This is a genomic window from Hartmannibacter diazotrophicus, from assembly GCF_900231165.1.
GTDB classification, from domain to species: Bacteria; Pseudomonadota; Alphaproteobacteria; order Rhizobiales; family Pleomorphomonadaceae; genus Hartmannibacter; species Hartmannibacter diazotrophicus.
Window position 1 is genome coordinate 597,605 of sequence record NZ_LT960614.1, and the last position, 14,820, is coordinate 612,424.

Sequence of the window (14,820 nt, forward strand, 5' to 3'; positions counted from 1 at the left end):
ACCTATCCTTTGTTTCAACATTTCTAGGATTATTGAAATATGGATGAACGTCAAGCGCTCGGCGCATTCGCGGCCCTGTCGCAGGAGACCCGCCTTCAGATCATTCGCCTGCTGGTCGTCGCTGGCCGCGAGGGCATGGCGGCAGGGGACCTCGCCAAGGCGGCTGGGGTGTCGCCGTCCAATATCTCCTTCCATCTGAAGGAGCTGGAAAGGGCCGGCCTCATCGCACAGAGGCGCGAATCCCGTTCGATGATCTACACCGCGGACTACGATGCTCTCGGCGAGTTGCTCCAGTTTCTCATGGAGGATTGCTGCGCCGGCCACCCCAGGGTTTTGGGAGCTTGCGGTGCCGGATCCTGCGCCACGCCGCCGGAAGCGATCGAATGAAGGCCTATCAGCGATCTCCTGCGGGGCGGAAAGATCCATGAGCGCCGTTCCCGGAGCGGTTCCACGCCGCGGGGCGATCATCGCCGCCCTCGGCGTCACCCAGATCTTCGCCTGGGGCTCGTCCTACTATCTGCTGGCCGTGCTGGCCCGGCCCATTGCACAGGAAACGGGCTGGCCGATGTCCTGGACCGTCGGCGGCTTTTCCGTGGGCCTCCTGGTCGCGGGACTGATCGCGCCCGGTGCCGGGCGCGCGATCGAGGCCTATGGCGGGCGCCCTGTCCTCGCGCTTGGCTCGCTGCTGCTTGCATGCGGCTTGCTGTTTCTCGGGCTTTCCGAGAGTCTCCCGGTCTATCTCCTGTCGTGGACGGTCCTCGGCGCCGGCATGGCCTGCGGCCTCTACGACGCGGCATTCTCCACCCTCGGGCGCTATTTCGGCAGGGAGGCCCGGAGCGCGATCACGCTGCTGACCCTGTTCGGCGGCTTCGCTAGCACGATCTGCTGGCCCATATCGGCCTTCATCGTCGATCGTCTTGGCTGGCGCGAGGCGTGCTTCGTCTACGCCTGCGTGCAGATCGTCATAAGCCTGCCGCTGCATGTCTTCGTTCTTCCGGGCGTCGAGGATCGAACGCCCGTGTCTGGTCAATCGAAGGGGGCATTGGCGCTCGAACCCCATGAACGAACGACGTTTCGGTTGCTCTCTGCGACCATGGTTCTCTGCGGCCTCGTTAGTTCGATGATCTCGGTCCACTTGCTGACGATGCTGCAGGCGCGCGGCTTCGATCTTGCCGCTGCCGTCGCCTTCGGAACGCTGGTGGGACCCTCGCAGGTCGGGGCTCGCGTCGTCGAGATGACGGTCGGAAAGCGCCACCATGCGGTCTGGACGATGTTCGCCGCGGTCGGGCTGCTGACCCTGGGGCTTGTCCTGCTCTGGTCGGGGCTGCCGATCACGGCACTGGCGCTCGTGTTCTATGGCGCCGGCAACGGCGTCTTTTCCATTGCGCGCGGAGCGGTGCCGCTCGCCCTGTTCAGCGAACGCCAGTATCCGGCCATCATGGGGCGGTTGGCCCTTCCAAGCCTCATCACCCAGGCGACGGCGCCCTCGCTTGGCGGTCTCATTCTTGACCGGATGGGAGCCGGCGCGCTGCTGGTCCTGCTGTCCGTGTCAGGAGCCATCGCCGTCGGACTTGTCCTGGTCCTGCTCGCCCGCGTGAAGGTGGCGGGCGCGCTGGTTCGGCCGTGAAGGCCGCCGCAGTCATCGCCTTCAGGTGCGTTGGCTCTGGAAAAGTTCCCCGGCGCCCGCCTCAGAACCCCGCCTTCAGACTCCGCGCCTTGGCGATCCTGTCGAGCGCGGTGAGGTCGGCAAGGAAGCCCGGGATCCACTCGAGCGGCAGCATGTTCGGTCCGTCGCTCGGGGCGTTGTCCGGGTCGTCGTGCGCTTCGGCAAAGATCGCCGCACAGCCGACCGCGATGGCCGCACGGGCCAGCGCCGGGGCGTAGTCGCGCTTTCCGCCCGACGAGCCGCCGCGTCCGCCCGGCTCCTGCACCGAATGGGTGGCGTCGAAGACCACCGGATAGCCCGTCTCGGCCATCATCGGCAGACCGCGGAAATCGGACACCAGCGTCTGGTAGCCGAAGGAGGTGCCCCGGTCGCAGAGCAGGATCTTCTCGTTGCCGGTGGACGCGATCTTGTCCGCGACATTCGCCATGTCCCAGGGCGCGAGGAACTGGCCCTTCTTGACGTTGATCGTCCTCCCGGTCTCGCCGGCCGCGATCAGAAGATCCGTCTGGCGCGACAGGAAGGCCGGGATCTGCAGGATGTCTACGACTTCGCCGGCGCGCTTCGCCTGTTCGATGTCGTGAATGTCGGTCAGCACCGGGCAGCCGAAGGTGTCGCGGATTTCGGCAAGGATCAGCAGACCCGCGTCAATGCCGATGCCGCGCTGGCCCTTCAGCGACGTGCGGTTGGCCTTGTCGTAGGACCCCTTGAAGACGAAGGGCACGCCCGCCTTCTTCGTCTCCGTTGCCAGGAAGTCGGCGATCTTCAGCGCATGCTCGCGGCTTTCGATCTGGCACGGGCCGGAGATCAGCACGAAGGGCTTGTCGTTGGCGAAGGTGACGTTGCCGACGGTGACGGGCTTGGGCGTGGTCATGATGCTTGGCTTTCTTGGGGCTGCTGCGTCCGGCGTTTCAGGCGAGGCCCGCGCGCAGGAGATCGAGCATGTGCAGGATGCCGATGGGCTTCCTGCCGTCGAGCACGAAGAGCACGCTGATCTTGGCGCGCTGCATGATTTCCAGCGCCTCCGTCGCGATGGCGTCGCGGTCGATGACTTTTGGCGAATGCGTCATCACCGCCTCGATCGGCTGCTCCATGAGGTTGCCGGACATGTGGCGGCGCAGGTCGCCGTCGGTGACAATGCCGACGAAGTCGCCCGCCTCGTCCACGACCCCGACGACCCCGAATCCGTTCGACGTCATGGTCATGATGGCCTCGGACATCGGGGCGCCGACCTTGGCGAGCGGCAGCCGTTCGCCCTTGTGCATCAGGTCGCGGACAAAAGAGAGTTGGGCGCCGAGGCGTCCGCCCGGATGGAAGACCTTGAAGTCCCTGGCCGAGAAGCCCTTCTGTTCCAGCATGCAGATCGCGAGCGCGTCGCCGATGACGAGCTGCAGCATGGTGGACGTGGTGGGCGCGAGCCCGTGCGGGCAGGCTTCCTCGATCTGCGGCAGGATCAGCGGCACCGTGGCCGCCTTGGCCAGCGTTGAATCCGGACGCGACGTCATCGCGATGACCGGCACCGAGAAGCGCTTGGCGTAGGTCAGGATATTGGCAAGTTCCGCCGTCTCGCCCGACCAGGAGAGCGCCAGGATGACGTCCTCGTTGCGGATCATGCCGAGGTCGCCGTGGCTGGCCTCCGTTGGATGGACGAAATAGGCCGGGGTCCCCGTGGAGGCGAAGGTCGCCGCGAGCTTGCGGGCGATATGGCCGCTCTTGCCGATGCCGACCACGATCAGCCTCCCCGTCGAGGCGGCGATCAGCGTTACGGCCCGCTCCATCGCCTGCCCGAGAAGGCCGTTTTCCAACGCACCGGACGTGGCGGCGATGGCTTCACCGGCGAGCGAGAGCGTCTTCAGCACCGACCGGCCTGTCGTGCTTTCTTTGGAGGGATTGGATTGAGGCACCGGGCTGGACGGCATGAACTGGAATCCGGGTATCGATGGGCCTGATCTTGCTTGACCGGCCGAAGATGGGGTTGGGACCGGCCGATTGCCATCTCTGGCGCCGGCCGGTCAAACATCTCAGGGCTTCGAGTTGCGCTTGCGCAGATGATCTTCCCAGGCGAGGGCATGCGACACGATCGTGTCGAGCTCCTGATATTGCGGTTGCCAGCCGAGCAGCGAGCGGATGCGCTTCGATTCCGCGACCAGCGAGGGCGGATCGCCTGCCCGTCGGCCGGTGAGTTCGACCGGGAAATCGACGCCGGAGACGCGCTTGACCGCATCGACGACCTCGCGGACCGAATAGCCGTGACCGTAGGCGCAATTGGCCGTGAAGCTGTCGCCGCCGTCCTGCAGGTGCGCCAGCGCCAGCACATGCGCCTGGATGAGGTCGGAAACGTGCACATAGTCGCGCACGCAGGTGCCGTCCGGCGTGTCGAAATCGGTGCCGAAGATGCTCATGCCCGACCGAAGGCCGATGGCCGCCTGCGAGGCGATCTTGATCAGATGCGTCGCGTCCTTCGTCGACTGGCCCGTGCGGCCTTTCGGATCGGCGCCGGCAACGTTGAAATAGCGCAGGATGCCGTATTTGAAGCCGTGCGCGGCGGCTGCGTCGCGCAGCATGACCTCGGTCATCAGCTTGGACGAGCCATAGGGCGACATCGGCGCAAGCGGCGCGTCCTCGTTGATGAGATCCTGACCCGCCTCGCCATAGACGGCGGCGGTGGAGGAAAACAGGAAGGACTTGACGCCACCGCGAACCGCCGCGCCGATCAGCGTGCAGGAATTGACCGTGTTGTTGCTGTAGTATTTCAGCGGGTTGGTGACGGACTCCGGAACGATGATCGAGCCCGCGAAATGCGCGATCGCGTCGATATCGTTTTCGGCGATGATCCGGTCCAGAAACGCCGCGTCGCCGACATCGCCGACGATCAGCCGGGCATTTTCCGGCAGGACCGCATCGAAACCTGTGGAAAGATCATCGAGGACCACGACCTCCTCGCCCCGGTCGACGAGGGCGTGAACCATGTGGCTGCCAATATAACCCGCTCCGCCAGTCACAAGGGTTGTCATGCCGGAAATCCATCTGAAATTGTTCAAATCTGAGGAAAAACCTCAATCGGCGATCGGCGCATGTCATATCGGCAACATGGCACCTTTGGCAACGTGTCTGCAGGAAAGAGGGTTGATGACAGCAGTTCGACCCGCCGACGGAAGAAAATGGCCAAAATCTGCTTGTGTAAAACTCTCCGGCACAAGCTTGAAAATCAAATGGACCTCGGTGAGGCTGCCGGTGCGTGATTTGCAGGCAAATTGGCCGGCCAATACGACCGGGTGCTTGGGTGATGGTGCAGTCGTTGCCCGGGGTGATCGGCGCAGGCAAGGCGGTCAGGCGCGTTGGGTGTGTGGAGCAATTGCATGAGTGGACCGTTGGATCCCTTGAAGGAAAGCGCCGAGAAGGCTGCCAGCCTCCGGCGCTTGTCCGTTGTCGATGCCGACAATCCGCTCCCCAGGCGGCGGGCGATCCGCGTTCTCTGCGTCGAGGACGACCCGGTCGACCAGCGGCTCATGCAGTTCTACCTGGAACGCATGGCCGTTCACGAGGCGGAGGTCGTCTTCGCCCGTTCCCTTGACGAGGCGCGCGGCTACTACCAGTCGGAGCGCTTCGACGTCTGCCTGTGCGATTTTTGGCTCGGCCACGAGACCACCATGCCGCTCGTGGATGAAATCCGGTTCGGCGCGAAAGGTTGCCCCGTCGTCCTGATGTCGACGCTGGACAATGACGACATCGAGCTGATCGGCCGGCGCAGCGGCACCTGCGGCTTCATCGGCAAGGCCGACCTGTCGGCCGCCTCGCTGGATAGAATTCTGGCGACGATCCTGCCGGCCGTGCCGGAAGCACCCAGGGAAGTCGAGCCTTTCGACGATGCCGTGACGCACTGGCTGCGCGATCTCCTGCGCCGGCTGGACCGGCTGCATGCCGGCTCGTCGCTGGCGCTCGGGGCGGCCGCGGACAGCGGAACGTCGCTTGCCGAACAGCTTCTCTCCGATATCGAATTCGATACGGCCGACATGCGCGGCGATATCGTCGCCAAGCTGCTGTCCTACGAGAAGATCATGAGCGCCAGGGCGCGCCACGGAACCTTCGACGTGGTGCCCCAGCTCCAGGCCGCCGTGGACGTGGTGCGGGCCCAGGCGGGCGAGGGCGGCCGTATCGACTTCCGCGTCCCCTGCATGTCGATTTCCATTGAGGGCGCGCCGGAACTCTTTGCCGATCTTCTGCAGGGCTTCATGGCCGAGGCGCTCGACATGATGCGGACCGGCACTGTCGTCGTGGAACCGGCCATCCGGGGCGGCATGTTCGACCTGACGCTGAGGACCGAGCAAGACCCGTCCGGGGCATTACCTGAGCAGGAGGCTCCGGCGGATGCACGGCAGGCGGCCCTCGTTTCCGTCCGCCGTCTCATCGTCGAGGCGCTGGCGACAAGCTGCTGCGGCCATGTCGAGGTGGCGACCGACGGGACCGCGTCCCACGCGCTTCTCTCCGTACCGCGGCGCCTCACGATCTGAGGCGCCCGGCGTTTGATGCATTTGGCGATCCGGTCGGCGGTCAGTCGTCCGCTGTGTCGAGGAAGGTCGGGCCGAATCCCAGGATCTTGTTGTCGATCGAGCCGATCGCGCCGGCATCCTTGTCCGGATAATCGATCTGGCTGAGCACATAGCGCATGACGTTCAGCCGCGCGCGACGCTTGTCGTTGGCCTTGACGACGATCCATGGCGATTCCGCGCTGTGGGTTTCGCGCAGCATCCGGTCGCGGGCCTGCGTGTAATCGTCGTAAAGCGTCAGCGCCTTGACGTCCATTGTCGACAGTTTCCAGATCTTCAGCGGGTCGTGCCGGCGGTCGTGAAAGCGCTTGAGCTGCATGATGCGGCCGATGTTGAGCCAGGTCTTCACGAGGATCACGCCGTCCTTCACCAGCATGTCCTCGAATTCCTGCGTCGCGCGCAGGAAATGCTCGTATTCGTCCTTCGTGCAAAAGCCCATGACCTTCTCGACGCCCGCCCGGTTGTACCAAGAGCGGTCGAACAGCACGAATTCACCGCTGGTCGGCAATTCGGCCGCATAGCGCTGAAAATACCATTGGCCGCGCTCGGAGTCGGTCGGCTTGGGCAGCGCCACGATCCGCGCCGAGCGCGGGTTCATGTATTCCCGGATGGCGCCGATCGCCCCGCCCTTGCCGGCCGCATCGCGTCCTTCGAAGAGGAGAACGACCCGGCGTCCGGCCGCGCCGACATACCGCTGCGCCTTGACGAACTCGATCTGCAGAAGCCTCAGGTGCTTTTCGTATTTGTCGCGGTCGAGCTTGTCGTCATAGGGATAGCCGCCGGACCTGACCGACTTTTCCTCCAGGTCGGCGGGAAACTCCGGATCCTCCAGATCGAAGGACGTGCCTGCGACTTCGATGACAGGCACCTCGCCGAGGTGAGGGGCGAGAACCGGCGACGGCTTGTGCGAAGCCTTCTTTTCGGACGTCTCGTCCTTCGTCTTCTTGCCCATGGATGTCCTGCCTTGCCGTGAAGTTGATGCTCTGTGCCGGGCGGTGGCCGCAACCGCCGCGCGCTCTTGCACCAAGTGTTATCGTTCCGTCGCATGTCAATGCTAGAGCAGTCGGGGGAGTCTTGAAAACCGGCTTTTCGAATCAGGACGCAATAACAAGATGCTGGAGCGCTACTCGCCCGGCGCAATCCGCTGAGGATCGGCTGTGAAGCGGCCATCGGGCGGGGCTTGCGTGTCGCGGCCGCACGGGAAAGTCTTGCGGCGTGGGATCGTTTCCCGGCAAATGATATTGTTGGCAAGGTAGCCGCAGCGGTTGTCGCTGGCTGGCGACGGCGCAAGACGGGCGACGGTCCCCGAAGACGCGCCGGAGCCGCGCGCATGAAGGGTTCGCAATGCCGCAGGTCGAGGAGAACGAGGACACGGTCGGACTGCGCCGGCAGGTGCTGGAGCGGCTGAGGGTCGCGCGCTATGCGCTGATCGTCCTTGCCTTCGGTTGCCTCGTGCTGGCGCTCCTGCCCAAGATCGTGGCCGTCGATCTGCTCGCCCTTTTCCTCGCGGTCTTGGTGACCTGGCTGCTGACCGCGGTGCCACTGCCGCAGCCGCAAAGGCAGGATCTGCGTCTGCGCACGACCGCCGCCGCCATCTGGCCGGACACGAGCATGAAGATGATGGCCGAAGCGCTTGCCGCGCCCTGCTTCATCATCGACCGCCATGCCATCCTGCGCTACGCCAACAAGGCGGCGGTCGACAGCTTCGGATCGGTCCGGCCCGGCGATCCAGTTTCGTTCAAGCTGCGGGTGCCGGAGCTTCTCGCGCTGATCGACGCCGTCGGACGGGGCGAGGAGGGCGAGACCGTCCGCTATGCCGAGCGTGGCCCCACCGAGCGCGTCTTCGACGCCACGGTGACGCCGATCCGCATCGCCGAAGGGCGCCGCCGGCCCGATTTTCTGCTGGTTCTGCTGTCCAACAAGACCGAAGTGGTTCGCATCGAGCGGATGCGCGCCGACTTCATTGCTAACGCCAGCCATGAGTTGCGCACGCCGCTCGCCTCCCTGACCGGCTTCGTACAGACCTTGCTCGGGCCGGCAAGGAATGACGAGGTCAATCGCGAACGCTTCCTGAAGATCATGCTGGAGCAGGGCGAGCGCATGGCGCGGCTCATCGACGACCTCCTGTCGCTGAGCCGCATCGAGATGAAGTCGCATGTCAGACCGGACACCGTTATCGATATCGGCGAGATCGTGCAGCATTCCGTGAATGCTCTCCTGCCGCTTGCCAAGAGCAGCGGGACATCGATTCTCGTTCATGCCACGGATCGCCCGGCCATGGTGCGGGGTGACTGGGATGAACTCGTCCAGGTCATGCACAATCTCATCGAGAACGCGCTGAAATACGGTCGTGCGGGCGGGACGGTGGACGTCAGCATCCGCTTCGAGGATGGCGGCGATGGCCAGCCCGGGGTCGCCGTCAGCGTCAAGGACGACGGTCCCGGCATCGATGCCGCCCATATTCCAAGGCTCACGGAGCGCTTCTACCGGGTGGATGTCAGCCGCTCCCGCGCCCAGAAGGGCACCGGTCTCGGGCTGGCGATCGTCAAGCATATCGTGGCTCGCCACAGGGGGCGTTTGTCCATCACTTCCGAAAAGGAAAACGGCTCTGTCTTCTGTGTCTGGCTGGAGCGGGCGACCGTGACGGAGAATTTGCCGGCTCTTGAATTAAAAGAAGAAAATCAAAGCATTAACATGTCACAAAACTGATATTAAACTGTCATATAACCGTCTTGGCGAACCGATAGGTGTTGCGGTGTCGGGCTTGAGACGGAGGGCCTGATGCACTTCGCTAAGGTGCGAGCGCCCCATCGGATCCCGCCTCGATCCGATCACAGGGACTGGCGCCGGACCGATGACATTCGCGGTGCGTTTTGCCGGCAAAGTTGCCTGCGGAATGGCTGCATCGGCAAGGCCGGGGGCCTTGCGGGACTGAAAAAGACAGGGAGTTCCCCAAATGAAATTCGCCATGACTGTCAGCGCCCTCGCGGTCGCTGCTTCTACTTTTGCATTCGCTGGCGTTGCCGAAGCCCGCGACCAAATCCAGATCAAAGGCTCCTCGACGGTTCTGCCCTATGCCACGATCGTTGCCGAAGCGTTCGGCGAGAACTTCTCCTATCCGACCCCGGTCGTGGAAGGTGGCGGATCGGGTGCCGGCCGCAAGGCGCTTTGCGAAGGCGTTGGCGAGAACACCATCGACATCGCCGACTCGTCCTCGCGCATCAAGCAGTCCGACATCGACAACTGCAAAGCCAATGGCGTGAACGACATCCAGGAAGTCCGCATCGGCTATGACGGCATCGTCTTCGCCTCGGACATCAACGGCCCGAAATTCGCCTTCACCCCGGCCGACTGGTTCAAGGCTCTGGCCGCCGAGGTCGTGGTCGACGGCAAGGTCGTCGCCAACCCGAACAAGTCCTGGCACGACGTCAACGCGGACCTGCCGGACCAGGCTATCCTGGCTTTCATCCCGGGCACCAAGCACGGCACCCGCGAAGTCTTCGACATCAAGGTGCTCGAAGACGGCTGCAAGGAATCCGGCGCTCTTGAAGCCTTCGTGGCCGCCAAGGGCGAAAAGGACGGCGAGAAAGCCTGCCTCGCGCTGCGCACCGACGGCGTGTCGGTCGACATCGACGGCGACTATACCGAGACGCTCGCTCGCCTCGAAGCCAACAAGCAGGCGATCGGCGTCTTCGGCCTGTCGTTCTACGAAAACAACACCGACAAGCTGCAGGTCGCGACCATGAACGGCGTTACGCCGTCGGTCGAAACCGTCGCCAAGGGCGAGTATCCGGTTTCGCGTCCGCTCTACTTCTACGTGAAGAACGCGCACCTCGACGTCATCCCGGGCCTGCAGGAATATGTCGAGTTCTTCGTCTCCGACGACATGGCTGGCCCGGGCGGCCCGCTCGCCGCTTACGGTCTGGTTCCGGATCCGGAACTCGCCAAGACCCAGGAAATGGTTAAGAACCGTACCCCGATGGGTCCGCTGGACTGACCTTCCAAGCCGACAGGAGGCGGCGCATGGCGCGCCGCCTCTTTTTTCCAAACGACGGCGGGACGTGGCATGACTCCTGGTATACTCGCGCTCATCGTGCTGGCGCTCACGGTAATAGGCTATTTTCTGGGCCGGCAGCGCGCTGTGGCGTCTTCCGAACAGAGCAAGGTGAAGCTCCATTCTCTGCCCGGATATTACGGCCAGTCGGTCGCCCTTTTCGTCGCTGTTCCGGCATTTCTCTTGATGGCCGCATGGCTGTTCTTGCAGCCGCTTCTCATCGAGAATCAGATCAGTGCGCAGATCCCCGATCAGGCGATCCCGGAAGGCGGTGCGCGAAGCCTCGTGATGGCTGATGTCCGCCGCATCGCCGACGGTCTCGACTTGGTTGCCCAGCGCGGCGGGATCAGCGAAGCCGACCTGACGCGCATGCGCGCCGACTTCTCCAACGTCCGCAGCCGCCTCGCCGATGTCGGCGTTGCCGTCGGCACTGACGTGTCGCCGGCGGTTTTCGAGGCAGCCAAGTCCTATCGCGAGATCGGCAAGGTCGGCTCGCTCATCCGAAACATCGCGGTTTTAGTTTCCGCCCTGGGTTTCGGGTTCTGGGCTTGGAGACGCATTAATCCCGCGATGCGCGCGCGCAATATCAGCGAGACTTTCATCCGGGTCTTGCTTTTGGGATCTTCGCTTGTTGCCATCCTGACGACATTGGGCATCGTTCTTTCGCTTCTCTTTGAAACGATCCATTTCTTCAGGATCTATCCCGCCCAGGACTTCTTCTTCTCGGAGACCTGGAATCCGCAGTTCCGCGGCGGATCGACCCTGGGCATTCTGCCGCTGCTTTGGGGCACGTTCTACGTATCGCTCGTCGCCCTGCTGCTGGCGGTGCCGATTGGGCTGATGATCGCAATCTATCTTGCCGAATACTCGGGCCGTGCGCTGCGCAGCTTCGCCAAGCCGGCCATCGAAGTCCTCGCCGGCATCCCGACCATCGTCTACGGCCTGTTCGCCCTGATCACCGTCGGACCGATGCTGCGTGACTGGATCGCACAGCCGCTTGGAATCGGAAACTCGTCGTCATCGGTCCTGACCGCCGGCCTCGTGATGGGAATCATGCTGATCCCGTTCGTCTCCTCGCTTTCGGACGACATCATCAATGCCGTGCCGCAGTCGTTGCGCGACGGTTCCTACGGCCTCGGCGCAACGCAGTCTGAGACCATCAAGAGGGTGATCATGCCGGCCGCCCTTCCGGGCGTCGTTGGCGCGGTCCTGCTCGCTGCCAGCCGCGCCATCGGCGAAACCATGATCGTGGTCATGGGTGCTGGCGCCTCGGCGCGCCTAGGCCTCAATCCCTTCGAGGCCATGACGACGGTTACGGTGAAAATCGTCAGCCAGCTGACCGGCGACACCGAATTTGCCAGCCCGGAAACACTGGTCGCTTTCGCGCTTGGCCTGACGCTGTTCGTGTTCACCCTGGGCCTCAACATCCTCGCGCTGTACATCGTGCGCAAATATCGGGAGCAGTACGAATGACCGACGCGACAACAACGTCTGCCGGCGATATCGCTCATCCGAAGGGCCGCTCACTTGTCGTCCCGGGGGAACGGACTCGGCATCGCCAGGCGTCGGAACGCAGATTCCGGGCGATGGGCCTCGTGGCGGTTGCCTTTGGCATTGTCGCGCTTTTCGGCCTGCTCGGATCGATCCTGTCGAACGGTACGTCGTCCTTCTGGCAGACCTCTATCGCGCTCGACATCTATCTTGACCCAGCCAAGCTGGACAAGGTCGGCGATCGCAACCCCGACGATCTGGTCAAGGTCACGACGTTCGGTTACACGCCGCTGATCAAGGCGGCCCTTGCCAAGGAGTTGGAAACGCGCGGCATCAGCGTCGAGGGCCTCAGCGCCAACGATGCGATGGACATTATCTCCAAGGAAGCCCCGGCGTCGGTTCGCAACTACGTGCTCGCGCATCCGTCGAAAATCGGCGAGACAGTCAAGTTCGACATTCTCGCCGACGGACGCATTGACGGTTACTACAAGGGCCGCGTCTCGATGGAGTCGGCGAAACTCGACCGCAATGTTTCGCCCGAAGAGCTGATGCTTGCCGATAAGCTGAAAAAAGAAGGCGTGTTGGCAACCAAATTCAACACGGCGTTCTTTACCGCACCAGATGCCTCCGACACCCGTCCGGAAGCGGCCGGCCTCGGGGTCGCCATCCTCGGCTCGGCCTATATGATGCTGATCGTTCTGGTCCTGTCGCTGCCGATCGGCGTCGCCGCCTCGATCTATCTCGAGGAGTTCGCGCCGCAGAACTGGATCACCGACATTATCGAGGTCAACATCGCCAATCTGGCGGCCGTCCCGTCGATCGTCTTCGGTATTCTCGGTCTGGCGGTCTTCATCAACTGGGCCGGGCTGCCGCAGTCCGCGCCGATTGTCGGCGGCCTTGTGCTCACGCTGATGACGCTGCCGACCATCATCATCGCCACCCGCGCGGCGCTGAAAGCCGTGCCGCCGTCCATTCGCGAGGCGGCACTGGGCGTCGGCGCGTCGAAGATGCAGACCATTTTCCATCACGTGCTGCCGCTCGCGGCGCCCGGTATCCTGACCGGCGCGATCATTGGTCTGGCCCAGGCGCTTGGCGAAACCGCGCCGCTGCTGCTGATCGGCATGGTCGCCTTCGTGCGCGAGTATCCCGGACTGCCGCCGGAAGGCTTCTTCGATCCTGCGTCGGCCCTGCCGGTCCAGGTCTACAATTGGACGACGCGCGGCGACCCGGCATTTGTCGAGCGTGCGTCGGGGGCAATCGTTGTCCTGCTGCTGTTTCTCGCCGTCATGAACATCATGGCGATCATCCTGCGCAGACGTTTCGAGCGGCGGTGGTAAGATCATGGAGAAGAGTGCGATGAAAGTAGAGGCGGATCAGGTTTTCGCAAATAAGACTGCGGCGACCGCCAGCGCTGGCGGCGGACTTGTCACCAAGATGAAAGGCGACGCCGTCAGCGTCTTTTACGGTGCGAAACAGGCTCTGTTCGAGGTCAACCTCGACATCTACGAACGCCAGGTCACCGCCCTCATCGGCCCATCGGGTTGCGGCAAGTCCACCTTCCTGCGCTGCCTGAACCGGATGAACGACACGATCGACATCTGCCGGGTCACCGGCAGGATCAGCCTCGACGACGAGGACATCTACGACCCGTCGATCGACGTCGTTGAATTGCGCGCCAGGGTCGGCATGGTGTTCCAGAAACCGAACCCGTTCCCGAAATCGATTTTCGAGAATGTCGCCTACGGTCCGCGCATCCACGGCCTGGTGAAGTCCAAGGCCGATCTGGAGGAGATCGTCGTCACGAGCCTCCAGAAGGCGTCGATCTTCGAAGAGGTCAAGGATCGCCTGAATGAGCCTGGAACCGGTCTGTCCGGTGGTCAGCAGCAGCGCCTGTGCATCGCGCGCGCCATCGCTGTCAGCCCGGAAGTGATCCTGATGGACGAGCCTTGCTCGGCACTCGACCCGATCGCCACCGCCAAGGTGGAGGAACTGATCGACGAACTGCGTGAGAACTACACGATTGCCATCGTCACTCACTCCATGCAGCAAGCAGCCCGCGTCTCGCAACGCACGGCGTTCTTCCATTTGGGACAGCTTGTTGAGCAGGGCGAGACCGACCAGATCTTCACCAATCCGTCCGAGAAACGCACCCAGGACTACATCACCGGGCGCTACGGCTGACCGGTTTCCGCCGACGGCGCCGGCCGGCCCCGCGCACGTGGCGGATCGTTCCCGCTGCGACGCGCTCCGGGAGCGGATGGGCCTTGATTTTCAATCGTGTTCGAGGTCTGCCTTGAACCGAGGAGAGCTGAAGAATGCCTGATCAACATATCGTCACGGCCTACGACGCCGAACTGCGGCGCCTCGGCGGACAGATCGCCGAAATGGGCGGACTGGCCGAAACGCTGGTCGCCGATTCCGTCGCGGCGCTGTCGCGCAATGATCTGGAGCTGGCCCAGCGTGTCATCACCCATGACAAGCGGCTCGACCAGATGCAGCGGACGGTCGAGGAAGAGGCCATCCTGCTCATCGCCAAGCGCCAGCCGATGGCGACCGACCTTCGCGAGGTCATCTCCTTCATGCGCATCGCCAACGACCTGGAGCGGGTCGGCGATCTTGCCAAGAACATCGCCAAGCGCGTGATCGCGATCGACAGCCCCATCGCGCACAAGCAGTTTCTCGTCGGCGTCCAGCATCTGGTGGAAATCGCGCTGGAGCAGCTGGCCAACGTGCTCAACGCCTACAGCAATCGCGAGGACGGCCTTGCCAGGGCCGTGCGCGATCGCGACACGGACATCGACGCGCTCTACACCTCGCTTTTCCGCGAGCTGCTGACCTACATGATGGAAGATCCGCGCAACATCGGCCAGTGCACCCATCTGCTCTTCAGCGCCAAGAATATCGAACGGATCGGCGACCACGCCACCAACATCGCCGAGACGGTGCATTATGCGATCACCGGCGAAATGTGGGAGGGTGACCGCCCGAAGGCCGACACGACGAGTGTCGAGAGCCTGCCGGTTCCGGGCTGATGCCGCCCCGCGAACCGATGATGATGAGGATGG

At 63.5% G+C, this 14,820-nt stretch carries 14 protein-coding genes; 10 read left to right on the forward strand and 4 right to left on the reverse strand.

The genetic code is table 11. The features are described from left to right. Positions 1–39 precede the first annotated feature (39 nt). Positions 40–387, forward strand: coding sequence for an ArsR/SmtB family transcription factor (locus tag HDIA_RS02745; RefSeq protein ID WP_099554123.1), 348 nt, complete (start codon positions 40–42; stop codon positions 385–387). A gap of 37 nt (positions 388–424) precedes the next feature. Further along, the gene (locus tag HDIA_RS02750; protein ID WP_099554125.1) at positions 425–1,627 is read left to right on the forward strand and encodes an MFS transporter; all 1,203 of its coding nucleotides are present in this window, start codon (positions 425–427) and stop codon (positions 1,625–1,627) included. 61 nt (positions 1,628–1,688) lie between these two features. Here HDIA_RS02750 and kdsA read toward each other — a convergent pair whose 3' ends face one another. The 3 genes from kdsA to galE form a co-directional block, all read right to left on the reverse strand. Next, complete coding sequence (gene kdsA / locus HDIA_RS02755; RefSeq protein WP_099554127.1) at positions 1,689–2,537, reverse strand: 3-deoxy-8-phosphooctulonate synthase; 849 nt, start codon at positions 2,535–2,537, stop codon at positions 1,689–1,691. A gap of 37 nt (positions 2,538–2,574) precedes the next feature. Further along, positions 2,575–3,582, reverse strand: coding sequence for a KpsF/GutQ family sugar-phosphate isomerase (locus HDIA_RS02760; protein ID WP_099554129.1), 1,008 nt, complete (start codon positions 3,580–3,582; stop codon positions 2,575–2,577). Between the two features lie 102 nt (positions 3,583–3,684). Then, positions 3,685–4,677 (reverse strand): UDP-glucose 4-epimerase GalE, encoded by a 993-nt coding sequence (galE, locus tag HDIA_RS02765; protein ID WP_099554131.1) that lies wholly within the window; start codon positions 4,675–4,677, stop codon positions 3,685–3,687. Between galE and HDIA_RS25090 the strand changes: the two genes are divergently transcribed. Together HDIA_RS25090 and HDIA_RS02770 are read left to right on the forward strand one after the other, a co-directional pair. Beyond that, the gene (locus tag HDIA_RS25090) at positions 4,676–5,026 is read left to right on the forward strand and encodes a hypothetical protein (RefSeq protein WP_157775175.1); all 351 of its coding nucleotides are present in this window, start codon (positions 4,676–4,678) and stop codon (positions 5,024–5,026) included. The genes galE and HDIA_RS25090 overlap by 2 nt on opposite strands. Further along, complete coding sequence (locus HDIA_RS02770; protein WP_099554133.1) at positions 5,023–6,174, forward strand: response regulator; 1,152 nt, start codon at positions 5,023–5,025, stop codon at positions 6,172–6,174. The genes HDIA_RS25090 and HDIA_RS02770 overlap by 4 nt, the downstream gene beginning before the upstream one ends. A 40-nt stretch (positions 6,175–6,214) precedes the next feature. On the opposite strand, the gene ppk2 is transcribed toward HDIA_RS02770, so the two are convergent. Further along, the gene (gene ppk2, locus HDIA_RS02775) at positions 6,215–7,162 is read right to left on the reverse strand and encodes a polyphosphate kinase 2 (protein WP_099554135.1); all 948 of its coding nucleotides are present in this window, start codon (positions 7,160–7,162) and stop codon (positions 6,215–6,217) included. A gap of 392 nt (positions 7,163–7,554) precedes the next feature. Between ppk2 and HDIA_RS02780 the strand changes: the two genes are divergently transcribed. The 6 genes from HDIA_RS02780 to phoU all read left to right on the forward strand — a co-directional run bounded on the left by HDIA_RS02780 (position 7,555) and on the right by phoU (position 14,787). Next, positions 7,555–8,919 carry an ATP-binding protein gene (locus tag HDIA_RS02780; RefSeq protein WP_099554137.1) on the forward strand — a complete coding sequence of 455 codons (1,365 nt, stop codon included), beginning with the start codon at positions 7,555–7,557 and terminating at the stop codon, positions 8,917–8,919. A 259-nt stretch (positions 8,920–9,178) separates the two neighbouring features. Then, positions 9,179–10,207: a substrate-binding domain-containing protein gene (locus tag HDIA_RS02785; RefSeq protein ID WP_425432920.1), complete on the forward strand. Its 1,029-nt coding sequence runs from the start codon at positions 9,179–9,181 to the stop codon at positions 10,205–10,207. A gap of 69 nt (positions 10,208–10,276) precedes the next feature. After that, positions 10,277–11,737 carry a phosphate ABC transporter permease subunit PstC gene (gene pstC / locus HDIA_RS02790; RefSeq protein ID WP_099554141.1) on the forward strand — a complete coding sequence of 487 codons (1,461 nt, stop codon included), beginning with the start codon at positions 10,277–10,279 and terminating at the stop codon, positions 11,735–11,737. Continuing rightward, positions 11,734–13,092: a phosphate ABC transporter permease PstA gene (pstA, locus tag HDIA_RS02795; protein ID WP_099554143.1), complete on the forward strand. Its 1,359-nt coding sequence runs from the start codon at positions 11,734–11,736 to the stop codon at positions 13,090–13,092. Before pstC ends, pstA begins: the two co-directional genes overlap by 4 nt. A 97-nt stretch (positions 13,093–13,189) precedes the next feature. Then, positions 13,190–13,936 (forward strand): phosphate ABC transporter ATP-binding protein PstB, encoded by a 747-nt coding sequence (gene pstB / locus HDIA_RS02800; RefSeq protein ID WP_483867462.1) that lies wholly within the window; start codon positions 13,190–13,192, stop codon positions 13,934–13,936. Positions 13,937–14,070: 134 nt separating this feature from the next. Further along, positions 14,071–14,787 (forward strand): phosphate signaling complex protein PhoU, encoded by a 717-nt coding sequence (gene phoU, locus HDIA_RS02805; RefSeq protein ID WP_099554147.1) that lies wholly within the window; start codon positions 14,071–14,073, stop codon positions 14,785–14,787. Positions 14,788–14,820 lie beyond the last annotated feature (33 nt).

What these genes read in the sequence shown, in the direction of transcription:
- HDIA_RS02745 (WP_099554123.1), top strand. Translation starts at nt 40, where the DNA reads ATGGATGAACGTCAAGCGCTCGGCGCATTCGCGGCCCTGTCGCAGGAG.
- phoU (WP_099554147.1), top strand. Translation starts at nt 14,071, where the DNA reads ATGCCTGATCAACATATCGTCACGGCCTACGACGCCGAACTGCGGCGC.
- kdsA (WP_099554127.1), bottom strand. Translation starts at nt 2,537, where the DNA reads ATGACCACGCCCAAGCCCGTCACCGTCGGCAACGTCACCTTCGCCAAC.
- HDIA_RS02760 (WP_099554129.1), bottom strand. Translation starts at nt 3,582, where the DNA reads ATGCCGTCCAGCCCGGTGCCTCAATCCAATCCCTCCAAAGAAAGCACG.
- pstC (WP_099554141.1), top strand. Translation starts at nt 10,277, where the DNA reads ATGACTCCTGGTATACTCGCGCTCATCGTGCTGGCGCTCACGGTAATA.
- ppk2 (WP_099554135.1), bottom strand. Translation starts at nt 7,162, where the DNA reads ATGGGCAAGAAGACGAAGGACGAGACGTCCGAAAAGAAGGCTTCGCAC.
- HDIA_RS02785 (WP_425432920.1), top strand. Translation starts at nt 9,179, where the DNA reads ATGACTGTCAGCGCCCTCGCGGTCGCTGCTTCTACTTTTGCATTCGCT.
- HDIA_RS02750 (WP_099554125.1), top strand. Translation starts at nt 425, where the DNA reads ATGAGCGCCGTTCCCGGAGCGGTTCCACGCCGCGGGGCGATCATCGCC.
- pstB (WP_483867462.1), top strand. Translation starts at nt 13,190, where the DNA reads ATGAAAGGCGACGCCGTCAGCGTCTTTTACGGTGCGAAACAGGCTCTG.
- pstA (WP_099554143.1), top strand. Translation starts at nt 11,734, where the DNA reads ATGACCGACGCGACAACAACGTCTGCCGGCGATATCGCTCATCCGAAG.
- HDIA_RS02780 (WP_099554137.1), top strand. Translation starts at nt 7,555, where the DNA reads ATGCCGCAGGTCGAGGAGAACGAGGACACGGTCGGACTGCGCCGGCAG.
- HDIA_RS02770 (WP_099554133.1), top strand. Translation starts at nt 5,023, where the DNA reads ATGAGTGGACCGTTGGATCCCTTGAAGGAAAGCGCCGAGAAGGCTGCC.
- HDIA_RS25090 (WP_157775175.1), top strand. Translation starts at nt 4,676, where the DNA reads ATGCCGGAAATCCATCTGAAATTGTTCAAATCTGAGGAAAAACCTCAA.
- galE (WP_099554131.1), bottom strand. Translation starts at nt 4,677, where the DNA reads ATGACAACCCTTGTGACTGGCGGAGCGGGTTATATTGGCAGCCACATG.